This window comes from Arthrobacter sp. BK1 (genome assembly GCF_056680055.1).
In genome coordinates, this window is the sequence record NZ_CM155263.1 from 520,575 (window position 1) to 545,763 (window position 25,189).

The window sequence follows — 25,189 nt, forward strand, 5'->3', positions numbered from 1 at the left end:
AACGTTCTTGCCCCGGGTCCGCGAAAGCGGCAGCCGGCAGCAGCTCACCATCACTTTACTAAGCAATCCGCTCCAATGCGGGAGCCTGGACCGCACGTAACACAGCGTTAACACCGCAACGCGCCCAAATATGACGGGGATCACGGCGTTCCGGCCGCTCCCCGGTAGCTTGGAGCGCCGCTACAGCACTACGCTCTTGGCATGGCCACAACCCACAGCCCTGACTCGAGCGCGTCCGCCGAAGTACCCGCACCGTACGGAAACGGCCCGGCAAAGGTGCCGGCGTCGTCGTCGGAAGGTTCCGCGAAGCCCGCTGCCAGGGTGCGGATCCACCACCTGCAGCAGGCCAAGAGGGATGGCACGCGGTTCGCGATGCTGACCGCCTATGAGCAGTACAGTGCGGAGATCTTCGACCAGGCCGGGATCGAAGTGCTCCTGGTGGGCGACTCAGCATCCAACAATGTTTTTGGCAACGAAACCAGCCTGCCCGTCACGGTGGATGAGCTCCTCCCCCTCTGCCGCGCCGTGGCACGGTCCGCCAAGCGTGCGCTGGTGGTTGCAGACCTTCCGTTCGGCAGCTACGAAGTCTCAGCACAGCAAGGCGTGGAAACCGGCGTCCGCTTCCTTAAGGAAGGCCTGGCCCACGCAGTCAAGATCGAGGGCGGCAAGTATTACGCCGAGACCGTCCGCGCCATGGTCCAGGCAGGCGTTCCCGTGATGGCCCACATCGGCTTCACCCCGCAGAGCGAGCACGCCCTCGGCGGGTACCGTGTCCAGGGGCGCGGCGATGACGCCCAGCGCCTGATCGACGACGCCGTGGCTCTGTCCGAGGCAGGGGCGTTCTGCGTCCTGATGGAAATGGTTCCGGCGGACACCGCCGCCGCCGTGGACGCGGCCGTCAGCGTGCCGACAGTAGGCATTGGTGCCGGCAACGCCACCACCGGCCAGGTTCTGGTGTGGCAGGACATGGCGGGACTGCGCGGCGGCAGGATGGCGAAGTTCGTCAAGCAGTATGCCGATCTCCGAACCACCCTCAGCGACGCTGCCAGGTCCTACGGCGACGACGTACGCTCCGGCCAGTTCCCCGGGCCCGAGCACTCCTTCTAGCCGCTTGCGCGCTCCCTTGGCCCGCAGGCCCGCCAGGGGGCGCTTGCCCTTCAGTCCTCGTCGCCCTTTTCCCAGGCCTCGTTCCGGGCCCGCACCTTCTCCAGTGCGTGTTCAGCTTCCTCCCGGGTCTTGTAGGGGCCGATCAGCTGGCTCCAATCCGACAGCGCGTCCTCCTCCACCTCGTGGGTGTTCACGTTGTACCAGTACTCCGTCATCGGTGCTCCTCGTTCCGGCCTGCAACGGCCTTTCTGTGATCCGCGTAACTTATGCACGGATGCGGACAGGTTGGGCTTGAAGTTACTTGGCGTTCTGCGGTCCCTTATATGATCAATCTATGCCTTCCCTAGCCTCAACTGCACCCACCGGAACCCTCACCCGGGGAACGGTCAGCCCGCAGCTTCCCGTACCGGCGTCCATCCCCCGCCCCGAGTACGTGGGCAAGCCCGCCCCGGCCAAGTTCACCGGCTCGGAGATCAAGTCGGCCGAGACCGTCGAAAAAATCCGGATCGCAAGCCGGATCGCCGCACAGGCAATCGTCGAGGTCGGCAAACACATCGAACCCGGCGTGACCACGGACCAGCTGGACAAGGTGGGCCACGAATTCCTCCTGGACCACCAGGCCTACCCGTCCACCCTGGGATACCGCGGATTCCCCAAGTCGCTGTGTTCGTCGCTTAACGAAGTGATCTGCCACGGCATCCCGGACAGCACGGTGGTGCAGGACGGCGACATCATCAATATCGACATCACCGCCTTCATCAACGGCGTCCACGGCGATACCAACTACACCTTCCTGGCAGGCGACGTCGACGACGAGTCGCGCCTGCTGGTCGAACGCACCCGCGAATCTCTGAACCGGGCCATCAAGGCCGTCGCTCCCGGCCGCGAAATCAATGTGATCGGACGCGCGATCCAGTCGTACGCCAAGCGTTTCGGCTACGGTGTGGTGCGGGACTTCACCGGCCATGGGGTCGGGGAAGCCTTCCACACCGGCCTCATCATCCCGCACTACGATGCAGCCCCCGCCTACAACACAGTGATCGAGACGGGCATGGTCTTCACCATCGAACCCATGCTGACGCTCGGTACGGTTGAATGGGACATGTGGGAGGACGACTGGACGGTGGTCACCCGCGACCACAAGCGTACGGCCCAGTTCGAGCACACCCTGCTGGTGACCGAGTCCGGCGCCGAAATCCTTACCCTGCCCTGAAATCCGTGCTGGTCAGCCGCCCGGCCGCCCCGCACGCCCTTCCACGAACGGAACAACATTGGCCAAGAAGGACGAGAAGTCGCACAAGAACTCCCCGCTGATCGGAATCGACATCGGCGGAACGGGAATTAAGGGCGGCATAGTCGACCTGAAAAAAGGCAAGCTCCTCGGCGAGCGGTTCCGTGTGCCGACGCCCCAGCCCGCCACCCCTGAAGCCGTTGCCGAGGTAGTAGCCCAGGTAGTGGCGGAGCTCTCCGCCCGCCCGGAGGCGCCGGCCGCCGACTCACCCGTTGGTGTCACGTTCCCCGGCATCATCCAGCATGGCGTTGTCCATTCGGCGGCCAATGTGGACAAGAGCTGGCTCAACACTGACATCGACGGTCTGCTGACGGCCCGGCTGGGCCGGCCTGTTGAGGTCATTAACGACGCCGACGCCGCCGGTCTGGCTGAGGCACGCTACGGCGCCGGTGCCGGCGTCGAAGGTACCGTCCTGGTCATCACACTGGGCACCGGAATCGGTTCGGCCTTTATCTTCGACGGCCGCCTGGTCCCCAACGCTGAGCTGGGCCACCTTGAGATCGACGGCTTCGACGCCGAAAGCAAAGCCTCGGCGGTAGCCCGGGAGCGGGACGGGCTGAGCTGGGATGAGTACAGCGTGCTGCTGCAGCGCTACTTCTCCCACGTGGAGTTCCTTTTCTCCCCGGAACTCTTCATCGTGGGCGGCGGCATCTCCAAACGGGCCGACGAATACCTGCCCAACCTCAGGCTGCGGACGCCTATTGTGCCCGCAAAACTGAAGAATGAGGCCGGAATTGTTGGCGCCGCCGTCGAGATTGCCGTGAAGCACAAGCTGACCAAATAAAGCAGGAGAGCCGGTGGCGGCAGCGGCTTCCCCTCCGCTGCCACCACCGGAAGTTTTACAGGGGGGTCTTCTCGGAGCTCTTGGTGCCCTTGACGGTTTCTTCGGTGGCCACTTCGGCTGACTCATGACGGAGCAGGGCGATGGCCGTCTCGAAGTCCTCCAGCGACTCGAACGCCTGGTAGACGCTGGCGAAGCGCAGATAGGCCACCTGGTCGAGTTTCTGCAGGGGTCCAAGAATGATCAGCCCCACCTCGTGGGCGTCAATTTCCGCCGCACCGGAGGCGCGGATCTGCTCCTCAACCTCCTGGGCCAGGAGCGCCAGGTCATCCTCGCTGACAGGGCGCCCCTGGCAGGCCTTGCGTACGCCGTTGATGACCTTGCTCCGGCTGAAAGGTTCGCCCACACCGGAACGCTTGATGACCGAGAGGCTGGTTGTTTCCACGGTGGTGAACCTGCGGCCGCATTCCGGGCACTGACGACGACGCCGGATGGCTGAGCCGTCGTCGGCCATACGGCTGTCCACAACGCGGGAGTCCGGATTACGACAGAACGGACAGTACACGATGTCCCCTCCCTGTTGTTACTTCTGGCCGCCTATCAGTCTACGACTACATATAGCGGAATAACAATCCTGTAATTACTACATGTAGTGGGTTGCCAGCCGGCGTGGGTTGGTCAGGAATCTTGCGGGAACCGTGCGGTCACCGCTTCGCCGTGGGCGGGCAGGTCCTCGGCAGCGGAGAGGCTCACGATGTGGCCGCTGACCTCCTGCAGTGCCGCTTTGCTGTAGTTGACCACCTGGACGGCCCGCAGGAACGTGGTCACGTTCAGCCCGGAGGAAAACGCGGCAGTACCGCTGGTGGGCAGCACGTGGTTGGAGCCTGCGCAGTAATCCCCCAGGCTGACGGGACTGTAGTCCCCCACGAAAATCGCGCCGGCGTTGCGGATCCTGGCGGCCACAGCCGGTGCGTCCGCCGTCATGATTTCAAGGTGCTCAGCGGCATAGGCGTCACATGCGGCGATGCCCTGTTCCAGGTCCTCCACCAGGACAACTCCGGACTGCGGGCCGGCGAGTGCCTGGCGAACCCGCGCCGCGTGCTTGGTACCGGCCGACTGCCGTTCCAGTTCCACGCGGACAGCGGCGGCCAGGTCCTCGGAATCGGTGATGAGTACCGACGCGGCCTGAGGATCGTGCTCGGCCTGGCTGATCAGGTCAGCGGCCACCAGGGCGGGTTGGGCGGAGGAATCGGCCAGAATGGCGATCTCTGTGGTGCCTGCCTCGGAGTCGATTCCCACCAGGCCTTTAACCAGGCGTTTCGCGGTTGCCACGAAGATGTTGCCCGGACCCGTGACAACATCCACGGGCTCCAGCGCCGGTCCGGCGTCAGTGGCTTGCACACCGTGGGCGAAAGCGGCGATGGCCTGGGCGCCGCCGATGGCGTACACCTCGTCGATCCCGAGCAGCGCCGCCGCGGCGAGGATGGTGGGGTGCGGTAGTCCGTTGAAGTCCTTCTGCGGCGGCGATGCCAGGGCAATGGATTCTACGCCCGCGGCCAGGGCAGGAACCACGTTCATGATCACGGACGACGGGTAGACGGCCAGGCCACCGGGGACGTAGAGGCCGACGCGTGCTACCGGAACCCAGTTCTGGCTCACCAGGGCGCCATCCCCGAGCTCGACGTCGATGTTGCGGGGCCGCTGTCCATCGGCGAACCGCCGGGCGCGGCTGATCGATTCCTCCAGGGCGCTGCGGACCGCAGGATCCAGGTTTGCCAAGGCACTGGCCAAAGCTTCGGCCGGGACCCGCGGGTGTTGCTGCTGAACACCATCAAACGTCAGTGCGAGTTCGCTGAGGGCCGCGAAGCCCCGGGTGCGGACCGCCCGGATGATGTCCAGGACCTTCTGCTCCGCGTCCGCCATCGTCTGGTGCTGCGCGCGGGGAACTGCCGCCCGCAAACCGGCCAGCGTCAGGTCCCGTCCGCGCAGATCGACTGTACGGAAACTGAGCGCTGCGGCAGAGGCAGGGGCAGGAAATTCAGGAGTAATGGTCACCGGTCCATTTTACGCACCCGGCGCGGTGCCTCCGGCTAACGGCAGGCCTTCACCTTCCGGTCCCTGCCGGAGAAGGTTCAACAGGCTCAGCACGAAGACCGAGACGGCCGTCGCGGCCGGCCACAGGAGCAGCACCGAGAGGGACCGGAGCGAAAAGGCCACGCTGGCGTTGACAGTGGTGTCGGCAGGCCCGCCCCAGAGCTGTGCTGCGAGCATTCCGGTCTGCCATGCGGCAAGGGCGCCGGCCAGGCCGCCCGCCAGGCTGAGGATGAAGGCCGCCTGCTCAGCGCGGCCGCCCTTGTCCGTCAGCAGTACGGCCGCGAGGCATCCGGCGAACACGAGGAGGCCGGCGAGGGTGAGATCCCTGGGCAGCCACAACTCAGGATTCGTCCCGCTCGCGTATTCAGGGTCACGGGTGATCAGGTTCAGTCCTCCCGGGGCCAGCAGCCACCAGAGGAGCCCGACCGGAACACCAGCCGCCGCTGCAACAGCGAACCACTTCAACGGCGGGCGGGATGACCGGCGGCCGGCGGCGTGTTGACTCATTTAACAAACCTTAACAAATGTTCGCCCCTCCCGATCAAATGACGTAGCGGGTCGGGCGATTCCGCCGGGCCTGCGCGGGAGCCATAGGCTTAATGCAGAGTCCGAATCCAGCCCGCGTTTCAGGAGCAGTTTCCAACATGACAGACAAGACGGCGTACGAGAACACGTTCAAGGAAATGTTCCGCCGGCACGCGGCCGGCGTGGCAATCATCACGGTGAACTACCAGGGCGAGCCGTATGGTTTCACTGCGACGTCTGTGGCCTCGTTGTCCGCGCAACCACCCCGGTTCACGTTCAACATGGCCCGGAGTTCGAGTTCGTGGCCGGCGATAGCCAACACCACCCACCTCGGCGTCCACATGCTGGGTCTGGAAAACCAGGAGCTGGCCGACCGCTTCGCGCGCACCAAGGACCGCTTCGGCGGAGACCACTGGAAACTAGGTCCGCATGATGTCCCGATCCTCAAGGGCGTCGCGGGCTGGCTCATCGGGGAAATCCAGATGCGCCTCTCCTTCGAGAACAACGCCGTAGTGGTGGTTGAAGTGGTGGACGGTGAAGTGGGCGACGACGGTTCCCCGCTCCTCTATCACGCCGGCGCCTATGGCCAGCCCGTCCCGCTGGACTACGAAATCTAGTTATCCAGGCACGTCGGCCCGAGGAGTACCTTCAGGTCGCCGAACAGGGACGGACTCGGGTTGACCCGCAGGTGAACGGGCAGTCCCATGACTTCAGTCCTGGTGTCACCCTGGAGGTGCAGCCGGACCTCCGAGTTTCCCCGGTGGTTCCGCAGGACATCCCCGAGCTCAGTGACCACGGCCTCGGTTGCCTTGTGCGTGGGCATGGAGATGAGTACGGGTCCGTTCGTGCCCTCGCTGAGGTCAGGCACGGAGAGCTCCATGCAGTTCAGTGCCACGGCTCCGTCGTCGCGCCGCTGCAGACGGCCTTTGACCACCACAATGAGGTCTTCGGCCAGGACAGAAGCGATGGGGCCATAGACCTGGCCGAAGAACATCACTTCCATGGAGCCGCCGAGGTCCTCAATTTCCGCGCGGGCGTAGGCGTTGCCACTTGCTTTGGCGATCCTGCGGCTCAGGGAGGTGATCATGCCGGAAATGGTGATGATGGCGCCGTCGTGGGGCCCGTCCTCGGCGATCACCGATGTGATGCTCTGGTCCGCGTGCTGGCTGAGGAGTCCCTCGAGGCCCTGCAGCGGGTGGTCCGAGACGTAGAGGCCAAGCATGTCCCGTTCGAACGAAAGCTTGTCCTTCTTCTCCCATTCAGGCAGGTCAGGAATCTCGATACTGAGGGACGCTTCGGATTCAGCCTCGTCAAACCCTGCGAAGAGATCGAACTGGCCGATCGCCTCATTGCGTTTGAGCGTAATGACTGAATCGATGGCCTCTTCATGGATCATCGCCAGCGCGCGCCGGTGGTGGTTCAATGAATCGAAGGCGCCGGCCTTGATCAGTGACTCGATGGTCCGCTTGTTGCAGACCACGGCGGGGACCTTGACGAGGTAGTCCTTGAAGGACGTATAGGCGCCTTCCTTTTCGCGGGCGGCCACCATTGCTTCGACGGCGTTGACGCCGACGTTGCGGATGGCTCCCATGCCGAAGCGGATGTCGTTGCCCACTGGCGTGAAGTTGAGGGCTGACTCATTGACGTCCGGCGGCAGCACGGTGATGCCCATGCGGCGGCATTCGTTGAGGTAGATGGCCGACTTGTCCTTGTCGTCACCCACCGAGGTCAGCAGGGCAGCCATGTACTCCGGGGCATAGTGCGCCTTCAGGTAGGCGGTCCAGTAGGAAATCACGCCATAGGCGGCAGAGTGTGCCTTGTTGAAGGCGTAGTCGGAGAAGGGAAGCAGGATGTCCCACAGGGTTTTGACGGCTTCCATGGAGTAGCCGTTGTCCTGCATGCCCTGGGAGAAGCCGGCGAATTGTTTATCCAGTTCGGATTTCTTCTTTTTACCCATGGCACGGCGCAGGATATCTGCCTGGCCGAGGGAATAGCCGGCGAGCTTCTGCGCCACGGCCATCACCTGTTCCTGGTAAACGATCAGGCCGTAGGTCCCGCCGAGGATCTCGGCGAGCGGTTCCTTGAGCTCAGGGTGGATCGGGATGACTTCCTGGATCCCGTTCTTGCGCAGCGCGTAGTCGGTGTGCGCGTTCGCGCCCATGGGACCCGGGCGGTAAAGGGCCAGCACTGCGGAGATGTCTTCGAAGTTGTCAGGCTTCATCAGCTTCAGGAGCGCACGCATGGGCCCACCATCGAGCTGGAATACGCCCAGGGTGTCGCCGCGGGCCATCAGCTCATAGGACGGGACGTCGTCCAGTGCAAGTGTGTCGAGGTCGAGCTCGTGGCCGCGGTTGAGCTTGATGTTCTCCAGGGCGTCGGAAATGATCGTCAGGTTCCGCAAACCCAGGAAGTCCATCTTGATCAGGCCCAGGCCTTCACACGTGGGGTAATCGAACTGCGTGATCACCTGGCCGTCCTGGATGCGGCGCATGACGGGGATGACATCGATGATGGGGTCCGAGGACATAATGACACCGGCGGCGTGGACGCCCCACTGGCGTTTCAGTCCCTCAATGCCCAGGGCGGTCTCAAAGACCTTTGCAGCCTCGGGGTCCGTGCTGATGAGCTGGCGGAAATCGCCGGCCTCGCCATACCGTTTGGACTCCGGGTTCTGGATGTCCGCCAACGGAATGTCCTTGGCCATGACGGCCGGGGGAAGTGCCTTGGTCAGCGTCTCGCCCATGCTGAACGGGTAGCCAAGCACACGGGATGAATCCTTCAGCGCCTGCTTGGTCTTGATGGTGCCATAGGTGACAATCATGGCCACGCGCTCGTCGCCGTACTTGCGGGTCACGTAGTCGATGACTTCGGAGCGGCGCCGGTCATCGAAGTCGACGTCGAAGTCGGGCATCGAGACGCGGTCCGGGTTGAGGAAGCGCTCGAAGATCAGGCCGTGGTGCAGCGGATCGAGGTCGGTGATGCGCATGGCATAAGCCACCATGGAACCGGCACCGGAGCCACGTCCGGGTCCGACGCGGATGCCATTGTTCTTGGCCCAGTTGATGAAGTCCGCCACCACGAGGAAGTACCCGGGGAACCCCATGGAGGTGATGACTTCCAGCTCGTAGTCAGCCTGGGTGCGGACCTTGTCCGGGACTCCGCCCGGGTAACGGAATTCGAGACCGGCTGCCACTTCCTTGACCAGCCAGGATGTCTCGTCCTCCCCCGGCGGGCAGGGGAACCGGGGCATGTAGTTTGCACCGGTGTTGAACGACACTTCGCAGCGCTCGGCGATCAGCAGGGTGTTGTCGCACGCGTCCGGGTGGTCCCTGAACAGCTCCCGCATTTCCTGGGGGGACTTCAGGTAGTAGCCGCTGCCGGAGAACGCGAACCGGGAGCCGCCGTTGTCATAGGTGGGCTCCAGCAGCGTGGAACCTGACTGGATGGCCAGCAGGGCTTCGTGGGCCTTGGCGTCGTGCTCGTGGGTGTAGTGGAGGTCGTTCGTGGCCACCAGGGGCAGGTTGAGGTCCTTGGCCAGCCGCAGGAGGTCCCCGGTGACCCGGCGCTCGATGTCCAGGCCGTGGTCCATCAGTTCGCAGAAGTAGTTCTCCGCACCAAAAATGTCGCGGAACTCCGCGGCGGCCTCCACGGCTTCGCGGTACTGGCCCAGACGCAGCCGCGTCTGGACTTCGCCTGAGGGGCAGCCGGTGGTGGCGATCAGGCCTTCCGAGTATGTGTTCAGAAGCTCCCGGTCCAGCCGCGGCCACTTGCCGAACACCGCATCCAGGGAGGCGATTGAGGAGGCGCGGAAGAGATTGCGCATCCCGGCGTTGTTATAGCTCAGGAGCGTCATGTGGGTGTATGAACCACCACCGGAGATGTCGTCTTTCCGCTGGTGTTCCTCGCCCCAGCGCACACGGCTCTTATCCGTCCGTGCGGTGCCGGGCGTGACATAGGCTTCGACCCCGATAATGGGTTTGATTCCCTGGTCCGTGGCGCGTTTCCAGAAGTCGAAAGCGCCGAACAGATAGCCGTGGTCGGTGGTGGCGAGGGCCGGCATGCCGAGGCGTTCGGTCTCATCGAACAACTCCCCCAGACGGGCGGCGCCGTCCAGCATGGAGTACTCGGTGTGGTTGTGAAGGTGGACGAACGAGGCATTGCTGGAAGTCACCGCACTATTCTATGCGCTGGCCGCCTGTACCTGCCGCAGCGACCCAGTGCCTAGGCCTGGCCCGATTCCAGGACTTCAAGGGCGTAGGCCAGGTCCTGGGGGTATTCGCTGGTGACCGTCACGCGCTCCCCGGTCACGGGGTGCTCGAAACCGAGCTGGCGTGCGTGGAGCCACTGCCGTGTGAGCCCCAGCGTTGCTGCCAGCCGCGGATCTGCGCCGTAAGTGAGGTCTCCGGCGCAGGGGTGCCGCAGTGCTGAGAAGTGCACCCGGATCTGATGGGTACGGCCTGTTTCGAGGTGCACCTCAACCAGGGTGGCCTTACCGAAGGCTTCGAGGACCTCGTAGTGCGTGATGGACGGACGCCCGTCCTCGATGACGGCAAACCGCCAGTCGTGGCCTGGGTGACGCCCGATGGGCGCGTCGATGGTGCCTTCCAGGGGATCCGGGAGGCCCTGGACCACGGCGTGATACACCTTGTCCACGGTGCGCTCCTTGAAGGCCCGCTTCAGCGCCGTGTAGGCCCGCTCGGTCTTGGCCACCACCATCACGCCCGATGTCCCGACGTCGAGACGATGCACGATTCCGGCCCGTTCAGGGGAACCGGACGTGGAAATGCGGTACCCGGCGCCTGCAAGGCCACCCACCACGGTGGGCCCCACCCACCCGGGCGAAGGATGCGCTGCAACCCCCACGGGTTTGTCCACGACGACGAAGTCGTCGTCGTCCAACAGGATCTTCAAGCCTTCCACAACTTCCTCCACCACTTCGAGCGGGTCCCGTCGATCAGGCACCGTCACTTCCAGGACGTCCCCGGCAGCCAGTCGCGAGGACTTGCCGAGCTTCTTGCCGCGGCTTACCACGTTGCCTTCGGCTATGAGCGTGGCGGCCAGGTTCCGGGAGATCCCCATCAGGCCTGCGAGTCCGGCATCGGCCCGCGTTCCGCCGAATTCCTCGGCCACTACGACGCGTTCAGGCATCTTCGGCTTTCTTCTGTGGGGCAGAGACGTGACGGGAACCATCGAGGGCGACTCCACGCAGGGTCAGGATGCAGATGATGGAAACAGCCGAAACGACGGCAGAATCGGCAATGTTGAAGATCGCAAAGTTGGGCAGCTGGATGAAGTCCACCACGTGGCCCATCCCGAAGGACGGTTCCCGGAAAAGCCGGTCCGTGAGGTTGCCCAGCGCACCGCCGAGAAGGAGCCCGAGCGCCAACGACCACCATGCCGAACCCAGTTTGCGCACTTGGAACAGGATGGCGATTGATACCCCGGCCATGATGATGGAAAACACCCACGTCACGTTTTCGCCGATGGAGAATGCGGCGCCTGAGTTCCGGATGAAGTACCAGTGCAGGAGCGGCGGCAGCACGGGGATGCGTTCCCCCTCCACCATCGATGACGTTACCCACAGTTTGGTCAGCTGATCCAGCACGTAGGCGAAGACTGCGAAGCCGGCAAAGAGCGAGAGCAGAAGTGCCCGGGATGGGCGGGTGGGTGAGGAAGCGGGGTGCGCAGCGTCCGCGGCGAGATCGTCAGTCATGGTGCTTTCATTTGGTGAAACCGATGCTAATCACAAAAGCCGGCGGCCGAGGAATCCCCAGCCACCGGCTTTCAGAATACTTTGTTGACGAACTAGTGCGCTTCAACTTCCGGGGCGGCAACTGAACCACGGGCGTCGAGGTCGCGAAGCTGTCCTTCGATGTAGGCCTTCAGGCGTGAACGGTAGTCACGCTCGAAGCCGCGGAGCTGTTCAACCTTGCGTTCCAGGACGGAGCGCTGCTGCTCGAGGGCGCCAAGGATCTTGCGGGACTTCTCCTGGGCGTCGTTGACCAGGCTGCTGGCTTCGATCTGAGCCTCAGCAATGATCTTGTCCTTCTGGGACTGGCCGTCGGCGACGTGGCGGTCGTGCATCTGCTGGGCCATGGCAAGCAGACCGGCAGCGGACTCGGCAGAAACGGTGCTGCCTGCAGCCTGGGCCGGAGCAGCAGCCGGAGCGGCGGCGACAGGTACAACCTGCTCGGATTCCTTCTTCTTGCTGGCCTCAGCGGCCTTTGCCTCAGCTTCGGCCTTCGCTGCGGAGTCGTCCTTTTCGGCCTTGACGGGCGCGGGGACCTTCTCGACCACCGGCGCTGCTGCAGCAGAACTGGCAGGCACGGCGTTACCGGATTCGGCGAGCTTCTTGCGGAGCTCGTCGTTCTCCTGGTTCAGGCGCCTGAGCTCCACGACGATCTCGTCCAGGAAGTCGTCAACTTCGTCCTGGTCGTAGCCTTCGCGGAACTTGGTCGGCTGAAAGCGCTTGTTGACAACGTCTTCTGGCGTCAAAGCCATCTGGTCACCTCATTGGTCTAGTTAGTCAGTAGGCCTTCCGGCCGTCAAAACTACGGTACCTAAATATTGTCTGGTTCCTCTAATTCAACACTGGGTGTCAAACCGGAGATTTCTTCGCGTCGCTGGGCTGAGGTTCCTTCCGGGAACATCGCCTGCGCTGCTAGGTCTAATGGAAACTTACGCGAAACCCCGGATGACCGCCATTGCGATCCCCACGGCGATGAACAGGATCAGGAAACCGAGGTCCAGCGTCACACCACCCAGCCGCAGCGGAGGGATCAACCGGCGGAGAACCTTCAGCGGTGGATCGGTCACTGAGTACACAGTGTGGGCCACCACGAGGGCAACCCCGCGCGGACGCCATTCCCTGGCGAACATCTGGACCCAGTCAAAGACCAGCCGGATGATCAGTCCCACCAGGAACAGCAACAGGGCGATATAGACAAGTCCGAAAACAATTCCCATGACTTAACTCATATCTCCATGTCCATTCCGGATACCGCAGTGCCCTGCCAACGTTTCGTGTCTATTTCAGCACAGATGCCAGACAGGTGTACCTGCCTGGCATCCGCAATAAGCTTTGTGGCTAGCTTTGATTGAAGAAGCTGGCCTGGGTCTCGCTGACTTTTTTGTCATCACCGATGACCTCAATGTACGACGGCGAGAGCAGGAACACCTTGTTGGTGACCCGTTCAATGCTGCCCCGAAGTCCGAACACCAGGCCGGCGGAGAAGTCCACCAGGCGTTTGGCGTCTGATTCGCCCATGTCGGTGACGTTCATGATGACGGGGATGCCGTCCCGGAAACTCTCTCCGATGAGCTTGGCGTCGTTGTAGGACCGCGGGTGGATCGTGGTGATCTGCCGAAGCCCGGACGTTTCTTCGCGGCTCGAGGCCGCACGCTTGATGGGGGTCACTGGTGCGCGGTATTCCTCTTCGGGGGCGTAGGACGACTCACGGCTGACATCGCGGACCGGTGCCGGTGCACGGCGTTCCTCGCGGTCAACTTCCATTGGTTCGTCCTCGTCCTTACGTGTTGTGGTGTGCTCGGACTCGTAGTGTTCATCGCCATCGGCGAGCCCAAGATAGATCATTGTCTTGCGCAGAGCGCCGGCCATGGTCGACTCCTAATCGTGTCCGCAGACGGGCCGCCCAATGACTTGACAGCACTGGCATCCCCCGCCATTCACTTCCTATAGCTCGACGCTACCGCACGTCAGGACGCGATCCGAGAATATCGGAACCGATTCGCAGGTGTGTCGCTCCGAAGCGGATGGCTGCTTCGAGGTCCTGGCTCATGCCGGCCGAGATGGCTGTGGCTGCCGGGTGAAGTGCCACCAGTGCGGCGGAAATCCCGGCGAGTTTCTCAAAGGCTGCCTCCGGCGTGGTGCCCAGGGGAGCCACAGCCATAACGCCCGCCAGTTCCAGTCCACCAGCAGCTGCGAGCCGGTCCGCCAGGAAGGGCACGTCAGCCGGGGCCGCACCGCCGCGGTGTGCTCCGGCGTCCTCGTCGAGGCTGACCTGGATGTAGCAGTCAAGGGACCCTCGCCCGGTCCGTGCCTGTTCCGCGGACATGGCCCGTTCGAGGCTGTCCACCAGCGAAAGCCGGTCCACTGAGTGCACTGCACTGGCGTACCGGACCACAGACTTGGCCTTCTTGCTTTGCAGCTGGCCCACAAAATGCCAGTTGAGCGCGAGATCGGCCAGTTCAGCGGCCTTCGACGAGGCTTCCTGGTCCTTGTTTTCGCCGACGTCGCGGACGCCGAGGTCTGCAAGGCGCCTGATGTCCGCGGCCGGATGGAACTTGGTGACCACAATCAGCGTGGGCAGCTCCCCCGTCCGTCCTGATGCTGCAAACGCGCCGTCGATGCGCCCTCGCACCTGGGTGAGCCGCTCGCCCAGCTGCGCCAGCCGCGCGTCGTCTCCTTCTGCCATGCCCTCACCCATGGGACCACACGAGCCCGGCAAAGCGGCCAGTCGTATTGGACCTGCGGTAGGAGAAAAGACCGTCGCTCTCGAGCGTGCACGGACCCGCGTATTCAACGGTGACGCCGGCGGCTTCGAGCTGGCTCCTCGCCCCGGCGGGCAGGTCAAGGGCGGGCGTGCCCCAGGAGGTGGTGGACCACGTTGCGGGCACCTGCGCAGCGACCCCTAGGCGCAACCCGGCGGGCACCTCATAGCAGGAGCCGCAGATTGCCGGGCCGAGCCAAGCGTGGATGCGGGCCGCACCGGCAGACCGCATTTTTTCTACTGCAGCCACGAGGATGCCGTTGGCCACGCCGGGTCGGCCTGCGTGGACGGCCGCGAGGACCGGGCCGTGTGGCCCTTCACCGACGAGCACTGCCGGGATGCAGTCGGCCACCATCACGGCGAGCGGCAGGCCCCGCGATACCATCGCATCCGCGGTCGGCGCGGCGGTGTCCGGGTCCATCATTTCAACAGCTGTGCCGTGGACCTGCTCCATGAACCGGAGCGATCCGTGCGCCAGGCCTGCAGCATCCTCCAGCGCTTGGCGGCGCTGGAGGACGTCAGCAGGGTTGTCCCCCACATGCAGGGCCAGGTTGCCGGCACGGTTGTCAGTGAATGCCACGCTCACACCGGGACGGACTTCTTTCCGCCAAAGGAACAAGCCGTGCCCTACTTCAGGAAGTCAGGGACATCCAGGTCATCAGCGCGGCTTCCTGAGAGGTCGGGCTCCACCACTGAGGGGAGGTCGACGTCGAAACCTGAGTCAGCGGGAACCGCCGACGGCCGCTGCTGGCCCCAGTTGCTGAGTCCGGACGCGCCGACACCGGCGTGGACGGGCTGGGTGTTCAGCTGGTGGCTGCCGGCAGAGGCAGGGGCCTGCGCCGGCGCTGCTGCGGGCCGCTGCGGTGCTACCTGCGGCTGTGACTGGTCCATGGACGGTGAGGTGGCCTTGACGTCGTCGAAGCCGGCGGCAATGACAGTAACCCGGGCTTCGTCGCCGAGGGCGTCATCGATGACCGCCCCGAAGATGATGTTGGCTTCGGGGTGGGCCACCTCCTGGACGAGGCGTGCTGCTTCATTGATTTCGAACAGTCCGAGGTCCGAGCCGCCCTGGATGGACAGCAGGACACCGTGTGCGCCGTCGATGGAGGCCTCCAGGAGCGGGGACGCGATGGCGAGTTCCGCAGCCTTAACGGCGCGGTCTTCACCGCGGGCGGAACCGATGCCCATCAGGGCGGAGCCTGCACCCTGCATGACGGACTTGACGTCCGCGAAGTCGAGGTTGATCAGGCCGGGGGTAGTGATGAGGTCGGTGATGCCCTGGACGCCGGACAGCAGGACCTGGTCAGCGGAGCGGAAAGCGTCCAGGACGGAGACGTTGCGGTCGCTGATGGAGAGCAGGCGGTCGTTGGGGATGACGATCAGGGTGTCGACTTCGTCGCGGAGGGCGTCGATGCCGGCCTCGGCGGAGCCCGCGCGGCGGCGGCCCTCGAAGGTGAAGGGGCGGGTAACAACGCCAATGGTCAGTGCACCGAGCGAACGCGCGATGCGGGCGACGACGGGCGCGCCGCCGGTGCCGGTTCCGCCGCCTTCGCCGGCGGTGACGAAGACCATGTCAGCGCCGCGGATGACCTCTTCGATTTCCTCGGCGTGGTCCTCGGCTGCCTGCCGGCCCACCTCCGGGTTGGCTCCGGCTCCGAGGCCGCGCGTCAGCTCACGCCCGATGTCGAGCTTGACGTCTGCATCGCTCATCAGCAATGCCTGCGCATCGGTGTTGACCGCGATGAATTCAACACCGCGGAGGCCGACCTCGATCATGCGGTTGACTGCGTTCACGCCACCGCCGCCGATGCCGACGACCTTGATGACGGCCAAGTAGTTCTGCGGAGCTGCCACGTTACGTGTCCCTTGTTCGTGTTGTGTTGCTAAAACTGTGGAGTCGGGCTTGAAGCTTGGAACCCTAACCTTCGAGTTGAAGGTTATAGTTATGTCAAGTAACTCATGCTTGAACGCTATTTCCTATGGTGGGGACATTCAATAACCGGCGCCGCGTGTCGCGCGAATACCGGGAATATAAACGTCACCGTGTCACCGGGTGACGGGGTGCACTGACATCGTAGACGCGCACCGGGTTCTTCGGATCCGCGGGTACCTTCAGCAGGGCTTCAAGCACTTTTGCCTTGAGCTCCTTCTCCCCCGCGTTGCCCCATACGATGGTCTGGCCGTCCACCAGCTTCAGCTCGACGGCGTCCACCGACTGGGCTGATGCGTTGGACAACCTGGCCAGGACGTCGAGCGGGAGCGCGCCCAGTACCGCTGCGGTGGCCTGGAAGAGCTCTTTGCCGATGGTTCCCGCCCCGCCGTCGATCACTGGCAGTGCCACCGACGCAGTGTCCGCTGTGGTACCCAGCACCACACCGTCAACATCAACCAGCTGGTACTGCTCCCCCTGCTTCACCAGGGCCACGGGGATCCGTTCATGCACTTCCACCGCCAACTCGGACGGCGGCCGTGCCTGGGTGGACACTGACTTGATCTGGACAAGCGGCTCCAGCAGGCGGGCTACCTCCTCGTCGCTGACCTGGGGCAGGGGCCTGCCTTTGAGCGGATCCAGTGCAGTCTTGACCTGATCGGCAGTGACCAGCCTGGTGCCGGACACCGAAACTGTGCCTACGGCCAGGATGGGGGAAAAGATTGCGGCAGCGAGAAGGGCCGATACCACCGCCAGCACCGTGCACACGGCAACGAGGATGTTCCGTTTGCGGCGCTTTCCGGGCGGCTCAGGGAACGCCAGCACGTTGTCGGGACCTGCGGGCTTGTCCTTTCCGGGCGGCGTGCCTGCGCTCTTGTTCGCGCTGCCCGCCGGGGATCCGGTGGCCGGTTCTGGCCCCGTTGCCGCAACGGGTTCCGGTGCGCTCTTCGACGCCGAGATGACCTCCGGTTCGGCCCGCCCGTGCCCTCCCTGCCCGGGGGCGGCCGGCTTCCGGCTGCCGGGCGAAGCGTAGGTGGGCCGGCGCGGACTACCCATCGAGCGCCTGCACAATCTGCGGGCCGAACGCTGTGACATCCCCCGCACCCACGGTCAGGATGATATCTCCGGGGCCGGCGGCCGCCGTCAGGGCACCCACTGCCGTGTCCGGTTCCACGAGGCGTCCGCCCGGTGCGAGGTGGTCGGCGATGAGCTGGCTGCTGACTCCGGGGATGGGATCCTCCCTGGCCGGATAGATGTCCAGGACCAGGGCGGTGTCGGCCAGGTTCAGGGCGTCGGCGAATTCTTTGGCGAACTCCCGGGTGCGCGAGAAGAGGTGGGGCTGGAAGAGCACGTGGACACGGTTCCCGCCGGCGACGGAACGGGCCGCCGTGAGCGCCGCCCTGACTTCCGTGGGATGGTGGGCGTAATCGTCAAAGACACGCACGCCGCGAGCTTCGCCCTTCAGTTCAAAGCGGCGGGAGGCGCCGGAAAAGTGTGCCAGGGCGCGGGCTGCCGCACCGGGATCGACGCCAAGCTCCAGTGCTACGGCGAAGGCGGCGGCGGCGTTAAGGGCGTTGTGCCGTCCCGGCACCTGCAGCTCCAGGGCGGACCGGCCCGCGGCTGAGGAAACCGATACGGCCCCCGGGCCGCCGTCGTGCAGCACCAGGTCGGAGCGGTCCGAGGTTCCGTAGAGAACCACCCTGGTGTTGCCACGCGCGATGGTGCGTTCAGCGAGGGCCAGGGCACCGGCGTCGTCGGCGCAGGCTATCAGGACGCCGTCAGCCGGGAGCAGCATGGTGAAGCGGTCAAAGGACTCGTAGACGGCCTCGGCCGTGCCGTAGAAATCAAGGTGGTCGGGTTCAACGTTGGTGACTACGGCGATCCGCGGCCGGTAGTTCAGGAAGGATCCGTCCGATTCATCGGCCTCGGCGACGAACACTCCGGAGGTGCCGTGGGCAGCGTTGACACCCAGTGCGGGCACGTTGGCACCGATGGCGAACGACGGGTCCAGCCCGGCGCCCTGAAGCAGGACGGTGATCATGGACGTGGTGGTCGACTTGCCGTGGGTACCTGCGACGGCGACCACCAGGTCCTCCCCCATGGTGGCGGTCAGCGCTTCGGAGCGGTGCAGCACGGGGAGCCCGGCAGCGCGTGCGGCCATCAGCTCGGGGTTGTCGGCACGGATAGCCGAGCCGGCCACCACCGTCTGGGCATCTCCGATGTTGGCCGCACCGTAGCCCACGGCGATCCTCGCGCCGGCGGCAGCGAGCTCGGCCATCACCGGAAGGTCCTTGGCATCGGAGCCGCTGACGTGCACGCCGCGAGCCACCATAATGCGGGCCACGGCCGACATGCCCACGCCGCCGATACCGATGAAATGGACGCGGCCCAGCGATTGCTGGCTGCGGACGCCTGCGGGGGTCATTCGGATACCGCTTCCAGTACAAGATCAGCCATCAGCTGATCGGCGTTTCTTATTCCAAGTCGGCGCGAGTTGGCGGCCATGCCGGCGAGCCGGTCCGCGTCTATGACCAGGGGAATCAGCTCGCGTACCACCCATTCGGGGGTGAAGTTTCGGTCAGGGACGAGGACCGCGCCGCCGGCATTCACCAGTCCGGCGGCGTTGAGGGCCTGCTCCCCGTTGCCGATGGGCAGCGGTACAAAAACGGCCGGCACTCCCACTGCTGCCACTTCGCTGACAGTCGCTGCGCCGGACCGCGCAAGCAGGACGTCCGCGGCGGCGTAAACCAGTTCCATGCCATCCACGTATTCGACCTGCCGGTACCCTTCGGCGGTGAGCGGGCCGCCATCGGGACCCTGGACCGTCTTGCCACGGCCGGTGATGTGGAGCGTCTGGATCCCGGCACCGGAGAGGTCCTTGACGGAGGCCGCGACGGCACGGTTGATGCTCTGGGCGCCGGACGAACCACCTGTGACGATCAGCGTGGGCTTCGCCGGATCCAGGTCCAGCGCTTCCCGGGCAGCGGCCCGGGCTGAATCCCTGTCCAGCCCCGATATTTCGCGGCGCATGGGCATGCCGACGTGGCGGGCATGGCGCAGGCGGGTGGTGTCATAGGCCGTGGCGACGTGCCGGGTGAGGAACGATCCCACCCGGTTGGCCAGTCCTGGGCGCGTGTTCGCTTCATGGATGACGATGGGGATGCCCCGGCGCCGGGCCGCGAGGTACAGCGGTGTGCAGACGTAGCCCCCCACCCCCACGAGGACGTCGGCCGACGCGTCGTCAAGGATACGGCCGGATTGCCGCACAGCTCCGGCCAGCCGGCCGGGCAGCCGCAGCAGGTCCACGGAGGGTTTCCGCGGAAACGGAACGCGGTCGATGGTGGCAAGCTCCAGACCGGCGGCAGGAACCAGGCGGGTCTCCATACCGGCAGGAGTGCCCACTGCAAGCAGCCTGGCGCCCGGCACGGCGGAACGGAGCGCGGCAGCGATGGCCAGCAGGGGGCTGATGTGGCCGGCGGTTCCGCCACCCGCCAGGACGATGGAGAGGTTCTGGGTTCTCATGTGGTGCTAGGTACGCTTTCTGACGGTTTTCTTGCGGCCGGTGGATCCCCGCTTGGCGCCGAACTTCAGTATCTTCTTGGGCCGCAGTGCTGGAGCCATCTGTTCACGGGCGAGGGACAGCACCACCCCTACCGCACACAGCGACATCAGCAGAGCCGAGCCGCCGTAGGAAATGAACGGCAGCGGCACGCCGATGACCGGCATCAGGCCTGTCACCACCGCCATGTTGACGGTGGCCTGCCCCAGCAGCCACACCATGATGGTGCCCGCCAGCACACGGTGGAACATGTCCTCCTGCGCCACCACCACGCGGTAGATGGCTGCGCCGAGGATAGCAAAAAGGACAAGGACGACGACGGTGCCCACCAGGCCGAGTTCCTCGCCGATGATGGCGAAAATGAAGTCATTGTGGGCTTCCGGAATCCAGCTGTATTTCTGCCGGCTCTGGCCCAGGCCCACGCCGAACCAGCCACCCGAGGCAAGCCCGTAGATCCCGTTGGTTGCCTGGTAGTTGGCGTCAATGCCGTCGGCACAGGACTGCCCGGTCCACCAGGAGGTGATGCGGCACATTCGGTTTGAGCTGGTGACGGCCATGACTGCTGTGCCGGCGGCGGCAACCAGGGCGGCGAACCCGAACAGGTAGAGGGGCACACCGGCAAAGAAAAGAGCCGCAGCCGTGATCATCATGATGATCATCGCCGTACCGAGGTCGTTGCCCAGGAGCACCAGCCCAATCACCCCGCCCGCCAGCGGCACCGCGGGAATCAGGACATGCGACAGTCGCTGGAGAAGCTTTCCTTTCCTGGCGAGGACCGTGGCCATCCAGAGCGCCAGGGCAAGCTTGGACGCCTCGGACGGCTGGAACGTGATGCCGCCGATGTCGATCCAGTTCTTGTTTCCGTTGACTTCGTCACCGATCAGCTGGACCAGGATCAGCAGGACCAGTGCCCCGCCCAAACCGGGCCACGCCAGGCGTTTAAGCCAGACCACGTTGATACGGGAAAGAACGAACATGGTGAAGATGCCGATGGCAGCAAACATGCCCTGTTTGAGGGCATCCCCGTAGGGCGACTTTCCGGCGGCGATGGATTCAACGCTGGAGGCCGAGAGCACCATCATGATGCCGATGGCGGTCAGGGCGAGGGTGGAACCCAGGATGAGGTAGTAGGTCGAACCGTTCCTGGATGTCCCTGTTCCTTCGAGGGTTGACCAGAAGCTCCGGTACCAGCCCCGGATCCTTGCAGGCAGGGTGGGATGGGACGCCGGCGGCCGGGTGGGCGTGCTGACCATTGTTACTCCTCGCCGGTCTTGGCCTGCCCTTCCACCAGCTCGCGGACAGCTTCGATAAAGGCGTCGCCTCGGTGAGCATAGGAAGAGAACTGATCCATGGAAGCAGCAGCCGGGGCCATCAGGACGGTGTCTCCGGATGCGGCAAGCTGCGCTGCTGACGCCACGGCCCGGACCATCACGGTCTCCCCGGAAACCGGCGAGCCGCCGGCGATGGCTCCGCCCGTCGCGGCAGTCTGCATGTTTTCAGTGTCGCCCGCCGGCGGCAGGATCACGGGGACGTCGGGTGCGTGTCGTTTCAGGGCGTCGGCCAGCGGCGCGGTGTCGGTGCCGATCAGCACCACGGCTTTGAGCCGTGCTGCATGTTCACGGACCAGGTCGTCGTAGCTGACGCCCTTCGACAGACCACCGGCAATCCAAATGACATTGTTGAAGGTTCCCAGGGACGCCGCGGCGGCGTGCGGGTTGGTTGCCTTGGAGTCGTTGACCCAGAGAACGCCTTTCTCGCGGGCAACAGGCTGGATGCGGTGGTTGCCCGGAACATAGGCCTGGATTCCGCGGCGAACAGCCTTTGGATCCACACCGTAGGCCCGGACCAGGGCGGCAGCGGCAAGGGCGTTGGCCACCATATGGCGGGGAGCAAACTCGCCCAGGTCCTTCATGGAGGCCAGCTCGGCGGCGCTGTCCTTGCGCTCCGCGATGAACGCCCGGTCCACCAGGAGTCCTTCCACGACGCCCAGCATGCTGATGGCGGGCGTCACGGTGGTGAAACCGACCGCGCGGCAGCCCTCCACGACGTCGGCGTCCTCGACCATCCGTTCGGTCTCGATCTGTTCGGCGTTGAAGATGCACGCCTTCTGGGTGCGCTCGTAGACCTTCGCTTTGTCCGCGAGATAGGAGTTGTAGGAACCGTGCCAGTCGACATGGTCCTCGGCGACGTTGAGGCAGACACTGGCCACAGGCGAGAGCGATTCTGCCCAGTGCAGCTGGAAGCTGGAGAGTTCAACGGCGAAGACGTCGTATTCGACGGGGTCGCGGAGGGCGTCCAGGATGGGAGTTCCCACATTGCCTACCGCGATTGCCTTCAGCCCGGCGGCCTGGAGCATTGCCTCAGTCAGTCCCACGGTGGTGGTCTTGCCGTTGGTTCCGGTGATGGTCAGCCAGTCGGCAGTTTTGTGGCCTTCCCGGACCCTCAGGCGCCAGGCCAGTTCGACGTCGCCCCATACCGGGATGTGGGCACGGGCGGCTGCCGCGAGGAGCGCCTGGTCCGGCCGCCACCCGGGGGAAGTGACGATGAGGTCCGGGAAGGCACCGTCGATTTTGGGGACCTTGGTGACGGCTTCCTCCCCCAGGAGAACATCCGCGGCACCCACGATCTTCAGGGTGTCAGCCTGGGCCCTGGCGGTTTCGCTGGTGGCGGCGTCTACCACTACCACCCGGGCTCCGAGCTCGATGAGGGTATCGGCCGCGGCGAATCCGGAAACGCCGATGCCGGTCACTGCTACGCGCAGCCCCGACCAGTCGGAATCCCAGCTGACCAGGTTCTGCAGGCGGGGTGAAACAGTCACAGAAGCACGACCCATTCAGCGTAGAAGACACCCAGGCCGACGGCCACGAAGAGCCCGCCCAGGATCCAGAACCGGACAACCACCGTCACTTCCGCCCAGCCCTGCAGCTCGAAGTGATGTTGCAGTGGTGCCATCTTGAAGACGCGTTTGCCGCCGGTGGCTTTGAAATAGCCCACCTGGATGATCACCGACAGGGTGATCAGGACGAACAGCCCGCCGATGATGCCCAGGAGCAGCTCAGTACGGGACAGGATAGCGAAGCCGGCAATGGCACCGCCGATGGCCAGGGAGCCGGTGTCACCCATGAATATTTTGGCCGGCGAAGTGTTCCACCACAGGAAGCCCACCAGGGCCGCACTCATGATGGCTGCCAGGAGTGCCAGGTCCAGGGGGTCACGGACGGAGTAGCAGCCGCTGCCGGCCTCCCGCGGCGACCCGCAGGCCTGGTTGCTCTGCCAGATACCCATCAGGGTATAGGCGCCAAAGACCATGATCGAGGCTCCGGCAGCGAGCCCATCAAGGCCATCGGTAAGATTCACGCCGTTGGTGGCCGCGGTGACGATCAGGTTTGACCAGAGGACAAAAAGGATGGCCCCGAGGACTGTGCCGCCGAACGCAAGGTCCAGCCACGGCACGTCGCGTACCAGGGAGATTTTCGTCGAGGCTGGAGTGACGCCGTCGGGGTCGGGAAAGTTCAGCGCCAGGATGGCGAAGGCAATGCCAACCGCGGCCTGGAGGATGAGCTTCGCCTTGGCGTCCAGGCCCAGGCTCCGCTGCCGGGAAATTTTGATGAAATCGTCCAGGAACCCCACCAGCCCCATCCCGACCATCAGGAAGAGCAGGATCAGGACAGAAGCCGACGGACCGGCGGATGCCGGGTTCATCATCCACATGATCAGGTGCGTCAGCCCGTAGCTGAGCAGCACCGCAGCCACCACCACAGTTCCGCCCATGGTGGGCGTGCCGCGTTTTGTGTGGTGCGAGGTGGGTCCGTCATCCCGGATGAACTGGCCGTAGCTTTTGCTCACCAGCAGTCGGATGAACAGCGGGGTTCCCACCAGGGCGAACAGCAGGGCCAGTCCCGAACCGATCAGAAGTGCAATCACAGCAGCTTGCTCCCTTCGTCGGCCGGTTGGATGGATTGTGGGGGTAATGCTATCCGATCGCCCAGGTGCCGCAGCCCCACGCTGTTCGAAGACTTAAACAGCACCAGATCACCGGGCTCAAGCTCCGCGTCGAGCAGCGAATATGCCTCGTCAGCAGTTTCCGCGAAGACGCATTCGTCACCCCAGGATCCTTCCTGGACGGCGGAAACATAGAGGGCGCGGGCTTCACGGCCCACCACTACAAGCCGGGAGATATTGAGCCGGACCACCTGGGTCCCCACCGCTGTGTGTTCGCGGATGGAATCGTCGCCAAGCTCCAGCATGGCTCCCAGGACGGCCCAGGTCCGTCTCCCCCGGCCGAGGTCGGCCAAAGTGCGCAGGGCGGCCCGCATGGATTCAGGATTCGCGTTATAGGCGTCATTGATGACGGTGACTCCGTCAGCACGTTCGGTGCGCTCCATCCGCCAACGGCTTGCGGCGGACTGGGCGCTGAGCGAAGCGGCGATGTCCTGGCCAGGCACTCCTGCGGCAAAAGCGGCAGCTGCCGCGGCCAGGAGGTTGCCGGTGTGGTGCGCCCCGATGAGGCGGCTGCGCACGTGCAGCCCGGACTCGCCGCCGGGCAGGATGAGATCGAACTCTGGGTTCCCCTCAGCGTTGGTGTCCGGGTTCAGCGCCTGGACAGCGGCATCGCTGCGTCCTTCGGCGGAAAAGCCCAGCACTGCTGCGGCGGTGCGGGGCCGCATGGCTGCGACGCGTTCGTCGTCGAGGTTGAGGATGGCGGTTCCACTGGCGCTGAGGGCTTCCACCAGTTCGCCCTTGGCCTGGGCGATGTTATCCACACCGCCGAATTCGCCTGCGTGGGCTGTGCCGACGCCCAGGACCACGCCGATGTCCGGTTTCACCATGTCGGCCAGATAGCTGATGTGTCCTATGCCGGTGGCACCCATCTCGATCACGAGGTAGCGCGTATCCGCATCCGCCCCGAAGACGGTCAGCGGAACTCCCACCTCGCCGTTGTAGGATCCCTGCGGCGCAATGGTTGGGCCCTGCTGCGTGAGTATTCCTGCAAGGAGGTCTTTGGTGGTGGTTTTACCGGCGGAACCGGTGATGCCGATGACAGTAAGGACACCGTTGGCTGCAGCCTTGGCCGCACGGATGCGGCGCACTGCCTCGGCAGCGAGCGCGCCCATCGCCAGGACGGCATCCTTGACCAGGATCGCGGGGTACTGCTCACCATCGGCACCCGTCACCGGGCGCTCCGCGAGAACAAGCACCGCACCGCGGCTGAACGCCGCTGCGACAAAGTCGTGGCCGTCTGCGTTTTCGCCGGGTTTTGCCACGTAGAGCGACCCGGGGGCCGCCTCACGGGAATCGGTAACTACCGAAAGAGGGGTGATCCCGGGATCGGCGTCCAGGCGGCCGTTTGTGATTTCGGCGATTTCCGCCGCAGTAAATGCAATCATCTCGG

Annotated in this window: 24 protein-coding genes; 4 read left to right on the forward strand and 20 right to left on the reverse strand. The window is 64.6% G+C overall.

What is annotated here, in order from left to right:
• The first annotated feature begins 201 nt into the window (after positions 1 to 201).
• The gene (gene panB / locus AC1MCA_RS02315; RefSeq protein ID WP_479800932.1) at positions 202 to 1,107 is read left to right on the forward strand and encodes a 3-methyl-2-oxobutanoate hydroxymethyltransferase; all 906 of its coding nucleotides are present in this window, start codon (positions 202 to 204) and stop codon (positions 1,105 to 1,107) included.
• A 50-nt stretch (positions 1,108 to 1,157) separates the two neighbouring features.
• On the opposite strand, the gene AC1MCA_RS02320 is transcribed toward panB, so the two are convergent.
• Complete coding sequence (locus AC1MCA_RS02320) at positions 1,158 to 1,322, reverse strand: SPOR domain-containing protein (RefSeq protein WP_111906938.1); 165 nt, start codon at positions 1,320 to 1,322, stop codon at positions 1,158 to 1,160.
• A 119-nt stretch (positions 1,323 to 1,441) separates the two neighbouring features.
• On the opposite strand from AC1MCA_RS02320, the gene map reads away from it, so the two are divergent.
• Both map and ppgK read left to right on the forward strand, forming a co-directional pair.
• On the forward strand, positions 1,442 to 2,320 hold the full coding sequence (gene map / locus AC1MCA_RS02325; RefSeq protein ID WP_479800934.1) for a type I methionyl aminopeptidase: 879 nt from the start codon (positions 1,442 to 1,444) through the stop codon (positions 2,318 to 2,320).
• Between the two features lie 58 nt (positions 2,321 to 2,378).
• The gene (gene ppgK / locus AC1MCA_RS02330) at positions 2,379 to 3,182 is read left to right on the forward strand and encodes a polyphosphate--glucose phosphotransferase (RefSeq protein ID WP_108600662.1); all 804 of its coding nucleotides are present in this window, start codon (positions 2,379 to 2,381) and stop codon (positions 3,180 to 3,182) included.
• Between the two features lie 55 nt (positions 3,183 to 3,237).
• Here the strand turns inward: ppgK and nrdR are convergent, their stop codons facing one another.
• From nrdR to AC1MCA_RS02345, 3 genes are all read right to left on the reverse strand, one after another.
• Positions 3,238 to 3,744 carry a transcriptional regulator NrdR gene (nrdR, locus tag AC1MCA_RS02335; protein ID WP_479800936.1) on the reverse strand — a complete coding sequence of 169 codons (507 nt, stop codon included), beginning with the start codon at positions 3,742 to 3,744 and terminating at the stop codon, positions 3,238 to 3,240.
• A 113-nt stretch (positions 3,745 to 3,857) separates the two neighbouring features.
• Positions 3,858 to 5,234 (reverse strand): histidinol dehydrogenase, encoded by a 1,377-nt coding sequence (gene hisD, locus AC1MCA_RS02340; RefSeq protein ID WP_479800937.1) that lies wholly within the window; start codon positions 5,232 to 5,234, stop codon positions 3,858 to 3,860.
• Between the two features lie 9 nt (positions 5,235 to 5,243).
• The gene (locus AC1MCA_RS02345; protein WP_479800938.1) at positions 5,244 to 5,780 is read right to left on the reverse strand and encodes a hypothetical protein; all 537 of its coding nucleotides are present in this window, start codon (positions 5,778 to 5,780) and stop codon (positions 5,244 to 5,246) included.
• Between the two features lie 137 nt (positions 5,781 to 5,917).
• On the opposite strand from AC1MCA_RS02345, the gene AC1MCA_RS02350 reads away from it, so the two are divergent.
• Positions 5,918 to 6,415 (forward strand): flavin reductase family protein, encoded by a 498-nt coding sequence (locus AC1MCA_RS02350; protein ID WP_108597213.1) that lies wholly within the window; start codon positions 5,918 to 5,920, stop codon positions 6,413 to 6,415.
• Here the strand turns inward: AC1MCA_RS02350 and dnaE are convergent.
• The 16 genes from dnaE to AC1MCA_RS02430 form a co-directional block, all read right to left on the reverse strand.
• Entirely contained in the window at positions 6,412 to 9,969 is a 3,558-nt protein-coding gene (gene dnaE / locus AC1MCA_RS02355; protein WP_108597214.1) for a DNA polymerase III subunit alpha, read from the reverse strand. The two genes, AC1MCA_RS02350 and dnaE, sit on opposite strands and share 4 nt — an antisense overlap.
• Before the next feature lie 50 nt (positions 9,970 to 10,019).
• A complete protein-coding gene (locus tag AC1MCA_RS02360; RefSeq protein WP_479800939.1) occupies positions 10,020 to 10,946 on the reverse strand; it encodes an RluA family pseudouridine synthase in 927 nt (308 codons plus the stop codon).
• Entirely contained in the window at positions 10,939 to 11,511 is a 573-nt protein-coding gene (gene lspA, locus AC1MCA_RS02365; protein ID WP_479800940.1) for a signal peptidase II, read from the reverse strand. The genes AC1MCA_RS02360 and lspA overlap by 8 nt, the downstream gene beginning before the upstream one ends.
• A 92-nt stretch (positions 11,512 to 11,603) precedes the next feature.
• On the reverse strand, positions 11,604 to 12,299 hold the full coding sequence (locus tag AC1MCA_RS02370; RefSeq protein WP_479800941.1) for a DivIVA domain-containing protein: 696 nt from the start codon (positions 12,297 to 12,299) through the stop codon (positions 11,604 to 11,606).
• 177 nt (positions 12,300 to 12,476) lie between these two features.
• Positions 12,477 to 12,764, reverse strand: coding sequence for a YggT family protein (locus AC1MCA_RS02375; protein WP_108600167.1), 288 nt, complete (start codon positions 12,762 to 12,764; stop codon positions 12,477 to 12,479).
• A gap of 121 nt (positions 12,765 to 12,885) precedes the next feature.
• Positions 12,886 to 13,416, reverse strand: a complete 531-nt coding sequence (locus AC1MCA_RS02380) for a cell division protein SepF (protein ID WP_108600166.1) — start codon at positions 13,414 to 13,416, stop codon at positions 12,886 to 12,888.
• A gap of 88 nt (positions 13,417 to 13,504) precedes the next feature.
• On the reverse strand, positions 13,505 to 14,233 hold the full coding sequence (locus AC1MCA_RS02385) for a YggS family pyridoxal phosphate-dependent enzyme (RefSeq protein ID WP_479800942.1): 729 nt from the start codon (positions 14,231 to 14,233) through the stop codon (positions 13,505 to 13,507).
• A gap of 4 nt (positions 14,234 to 14,237) precedes the next feature.
• Entirely contained in the window at positions 14,238 to 14,927 is a 690-nt protein-coding gene (locus tag AC1MCA_RS02390; RefSeq protein ID WP_479800944.1) for a purine nucleoside phosphorylase YfiH/LACC1 family protein, read from the reverse strand.
• 8 nt (positions 14,928 to 14,935) lie between these two features.
• Positions 14,936 to 16,162 (reverse strand): cell division protein FtsZ, encoded by a 1,227-nt coding sequence (gene ftsZ / locus AC1MCA_RS02395; protein WP_108600163.1) that lies wholly within the window; start codon positions 16,160 to 16,162, stop codon positions 14,936 to 14,938.
• A gap of 184 nt (positions 16,163 to 16,346) precedes the next feature.
• Complete coding sequence (locus tag AC1MCA_RS02400; protein ID WP_479800946.1) at positions 16,347 to 17,294, reverse strand: cell division protein FtsQ/DivIB; 948 nt, start codon at positions 17,292 to 17,294, stop codon at positions 16,347 to 16,349.
• Complete coding sequence (gene murC / locus AC1MCA_RS02405; RefSeq protein WP_479800948.1) at positions 17,287 to 18,663, reverse strand: UDP-N-acetylmuramate--L-alanine ligase; 1,377 nt, start codon at positions 18,661 to 18,663, stop codon at positions 17,287 to 17,289. The genes AC1MCA_RS02400 and murC overlap by 8 nt, the downstream gene beginning before the upstream one ends.
• On the reverse strand, positions 18,660 to 19,760 hold the full coding sequence (murG, locus tag AC1MCA_RS02410) for an undecaprenyldiphospho-muramoylpentapeptide beta-N-acetylglucosaminyltransferase (protein ID WP_479800950.1): 1,101 nt from the start codon (positions 19,758 to 19,760) through the stop codon (positions 18,660 to 18,662). Before murG ends, murC begins: the two co-directional genes overlap by 4 nt.
• Positions 19,761 to 19,766: 6 nt before the next feature.
• Positions 19,767 to 21,050 carry a putative lipid II flippase FtsW gene (gene ftsW, locus AC1MCA_RS02415; protein WP_479800951.1) on the reverse strand — a complete coding sequence of 428 codons (1,284 nt, stop codon included), beginning with the start codon at positions 21,048 to 21,050 and terminating at the stop codon, positions 19,767 to 19,769.
• A gap of 2 nt (positions 21,051 to 21,052) precedes the next feature.
• Positions 21,053 to 22,630 (reverse strand): UDP-N-acetylmuramoyl-L-alanine--D-glutamate ligase, encoded by a 1,578-nt coding sequence (gene murD, locus AC1MCA_RS02420; protein ID WP_479800952.1) that lies wholly within the window; start codon positions 22,628 to 22,630, stop codon positions 21,053 to 21,055.
• On the reverse strand, positions 22,612 to 23,721 hold the full coding sequence (mraY, locus tag AC1MCA_RS02425; RefSeq protein ID WP_479800954.1) for a phospho-N-acetylmuramoyl-pentapeptide-transferase: 1,110 nt from the start codon (positions 23,719 to 23,721) through the stop codon (positions 22,612 to 22,614). The genes murD and mraY overlap by 19 nt, the downstream gene beginning before the upstream one ends.
• Complete coding sequence (locus AC1MCA_RS02430) at positions 23,718 to 25,184, reverse strand: UDP-N-acetylmuramoyl-tripeptide--D-alanyl-D-alanine ligase (RefSeq protein WP_479800956.1); 1,467 nt, start codon at positions 25,182 to 25,184, stop codon at positions 23,718 to 23,720. The genes mraY and AC1MCA_RS02430 overlap by 4 nt, the downstream gene beginning before the upstream one ends.
• Positions 25,185 to 25,189: the final 5 nt, after the last annotated feature.

Coding starts and splice junctions, on each gene's coding strand:
- AC1MCA_RS02430 (WP_479800956.1), bottom strand. CDS start 25,184: ATGATTGCATTTACTGCGGCGGAAATCGCCGAAATCACAAACGGCCGC.
- murG (WP_479800950.1), bottom strand. CDS start 19,760: ATGAGAACCCAGAACCTCTCCATCGTCCTGGCGGGTGGCGGAACCGCC.
- map (WP_479800934.1), top strand. CDS start 1,442: ATGCCTTCCCTAGCCTCAACTGCACCCACCGGAACCCTCACCCGGGGA.
- AC1MCA_RS02345 (WP_479800938.1), bottom strand. CDS start 5,780: ATGAGTCAACACGCCGCCGGCCGCCGGTCATCCCGCCCGCCGTTGAAG.
- AC1MCA_RS02375 (WP_108600167.1), bottom strand. CDS start 12,764: ATGGGAATTGTTTTCGGACTTGTCTATATCGCCCTGTTGCTGTTCCTG.
- AC1MCA_RS02370 (WP_479800941.1), bottom strand. CDS start 12,299: ATGGCTTTGACGCCAGAAGACGTTGTCAACAAGCGCTTTCAGCCGACC.
- AC1MCA_RS02350 (WP_108597213.1), top strand. CDS start 5,918: ATGACAGACAAGACGGCGTACGAGAACACGTTCAAGGAAATGTTCCGC.
- ftsW (WP_479800951.1), bottom strand. CDS start 21,050: ATGGTCAGCACGCCCACCCGGCCGCCGGCGTCCCATCCCACCCTGCCT.
- AC1MCA_RS02380 (WP_108600166.1), bottom strand. CDS start 13,416: ATGGCCGGCGCTCTGCGCAAGACAATGATCTATCTTGGGCTCGCCGAT.
- murD (WP_479800952.1), bottom strand. CDS start 22,630: ATGGGTCGTGCTTCTGTGACTGTTTCACCCCGCCTGCAGAACCTGGTC.
- AC1MCA_RS02400 (WP_479800946.1), bottom strand. CDS start 17,294: ATGGGTAGTCCGCGCCGGCCCACCTACGCTTCGCCCGGCAGCCGGAAG.
- AC1MCA_RS02360 (WP_479800939.1), bottom strand. CDS start 10,946: ATGCCTGAACGCGTCGTAGTGGCCGAGGAATTCGGCGGAACGCGGGCC.
- panB (WP_479800932.1), top strand. CDS start 202: ATGGCCACAACCCACAGCCCTGACTCGAGCGCGTCCGCCGAAGTACCC.
- lspA (WP_479800940.1), bottom strand. CDS start 11,511: ATGACTGACGATCTCGCCGCGGACGCTGCGCACCCCGCTTCCTCACCC.
- AC1MCA_RS02385 (WP_479800942.1), bottom strand. CDS start 14,233: ATGGCAGAAGGAGACGACGCGCGGCTGGCGCAGCTGGGCGAGCGGCTC.
- murC (WP_479800948.1), bottom strand. CDS start 18,663: ATGACCCCCGCAGGCGTCCGCAGCCAGCAATCGCTGGGCCGCGTCCAT.
- AC1MCA_RS02320 (WP_111906938.1), bottom strand. CDS start 1,322: ATGACGGAGTACTGGTACAACGTGAACACCCACGAGGTGGAGGAGGAC.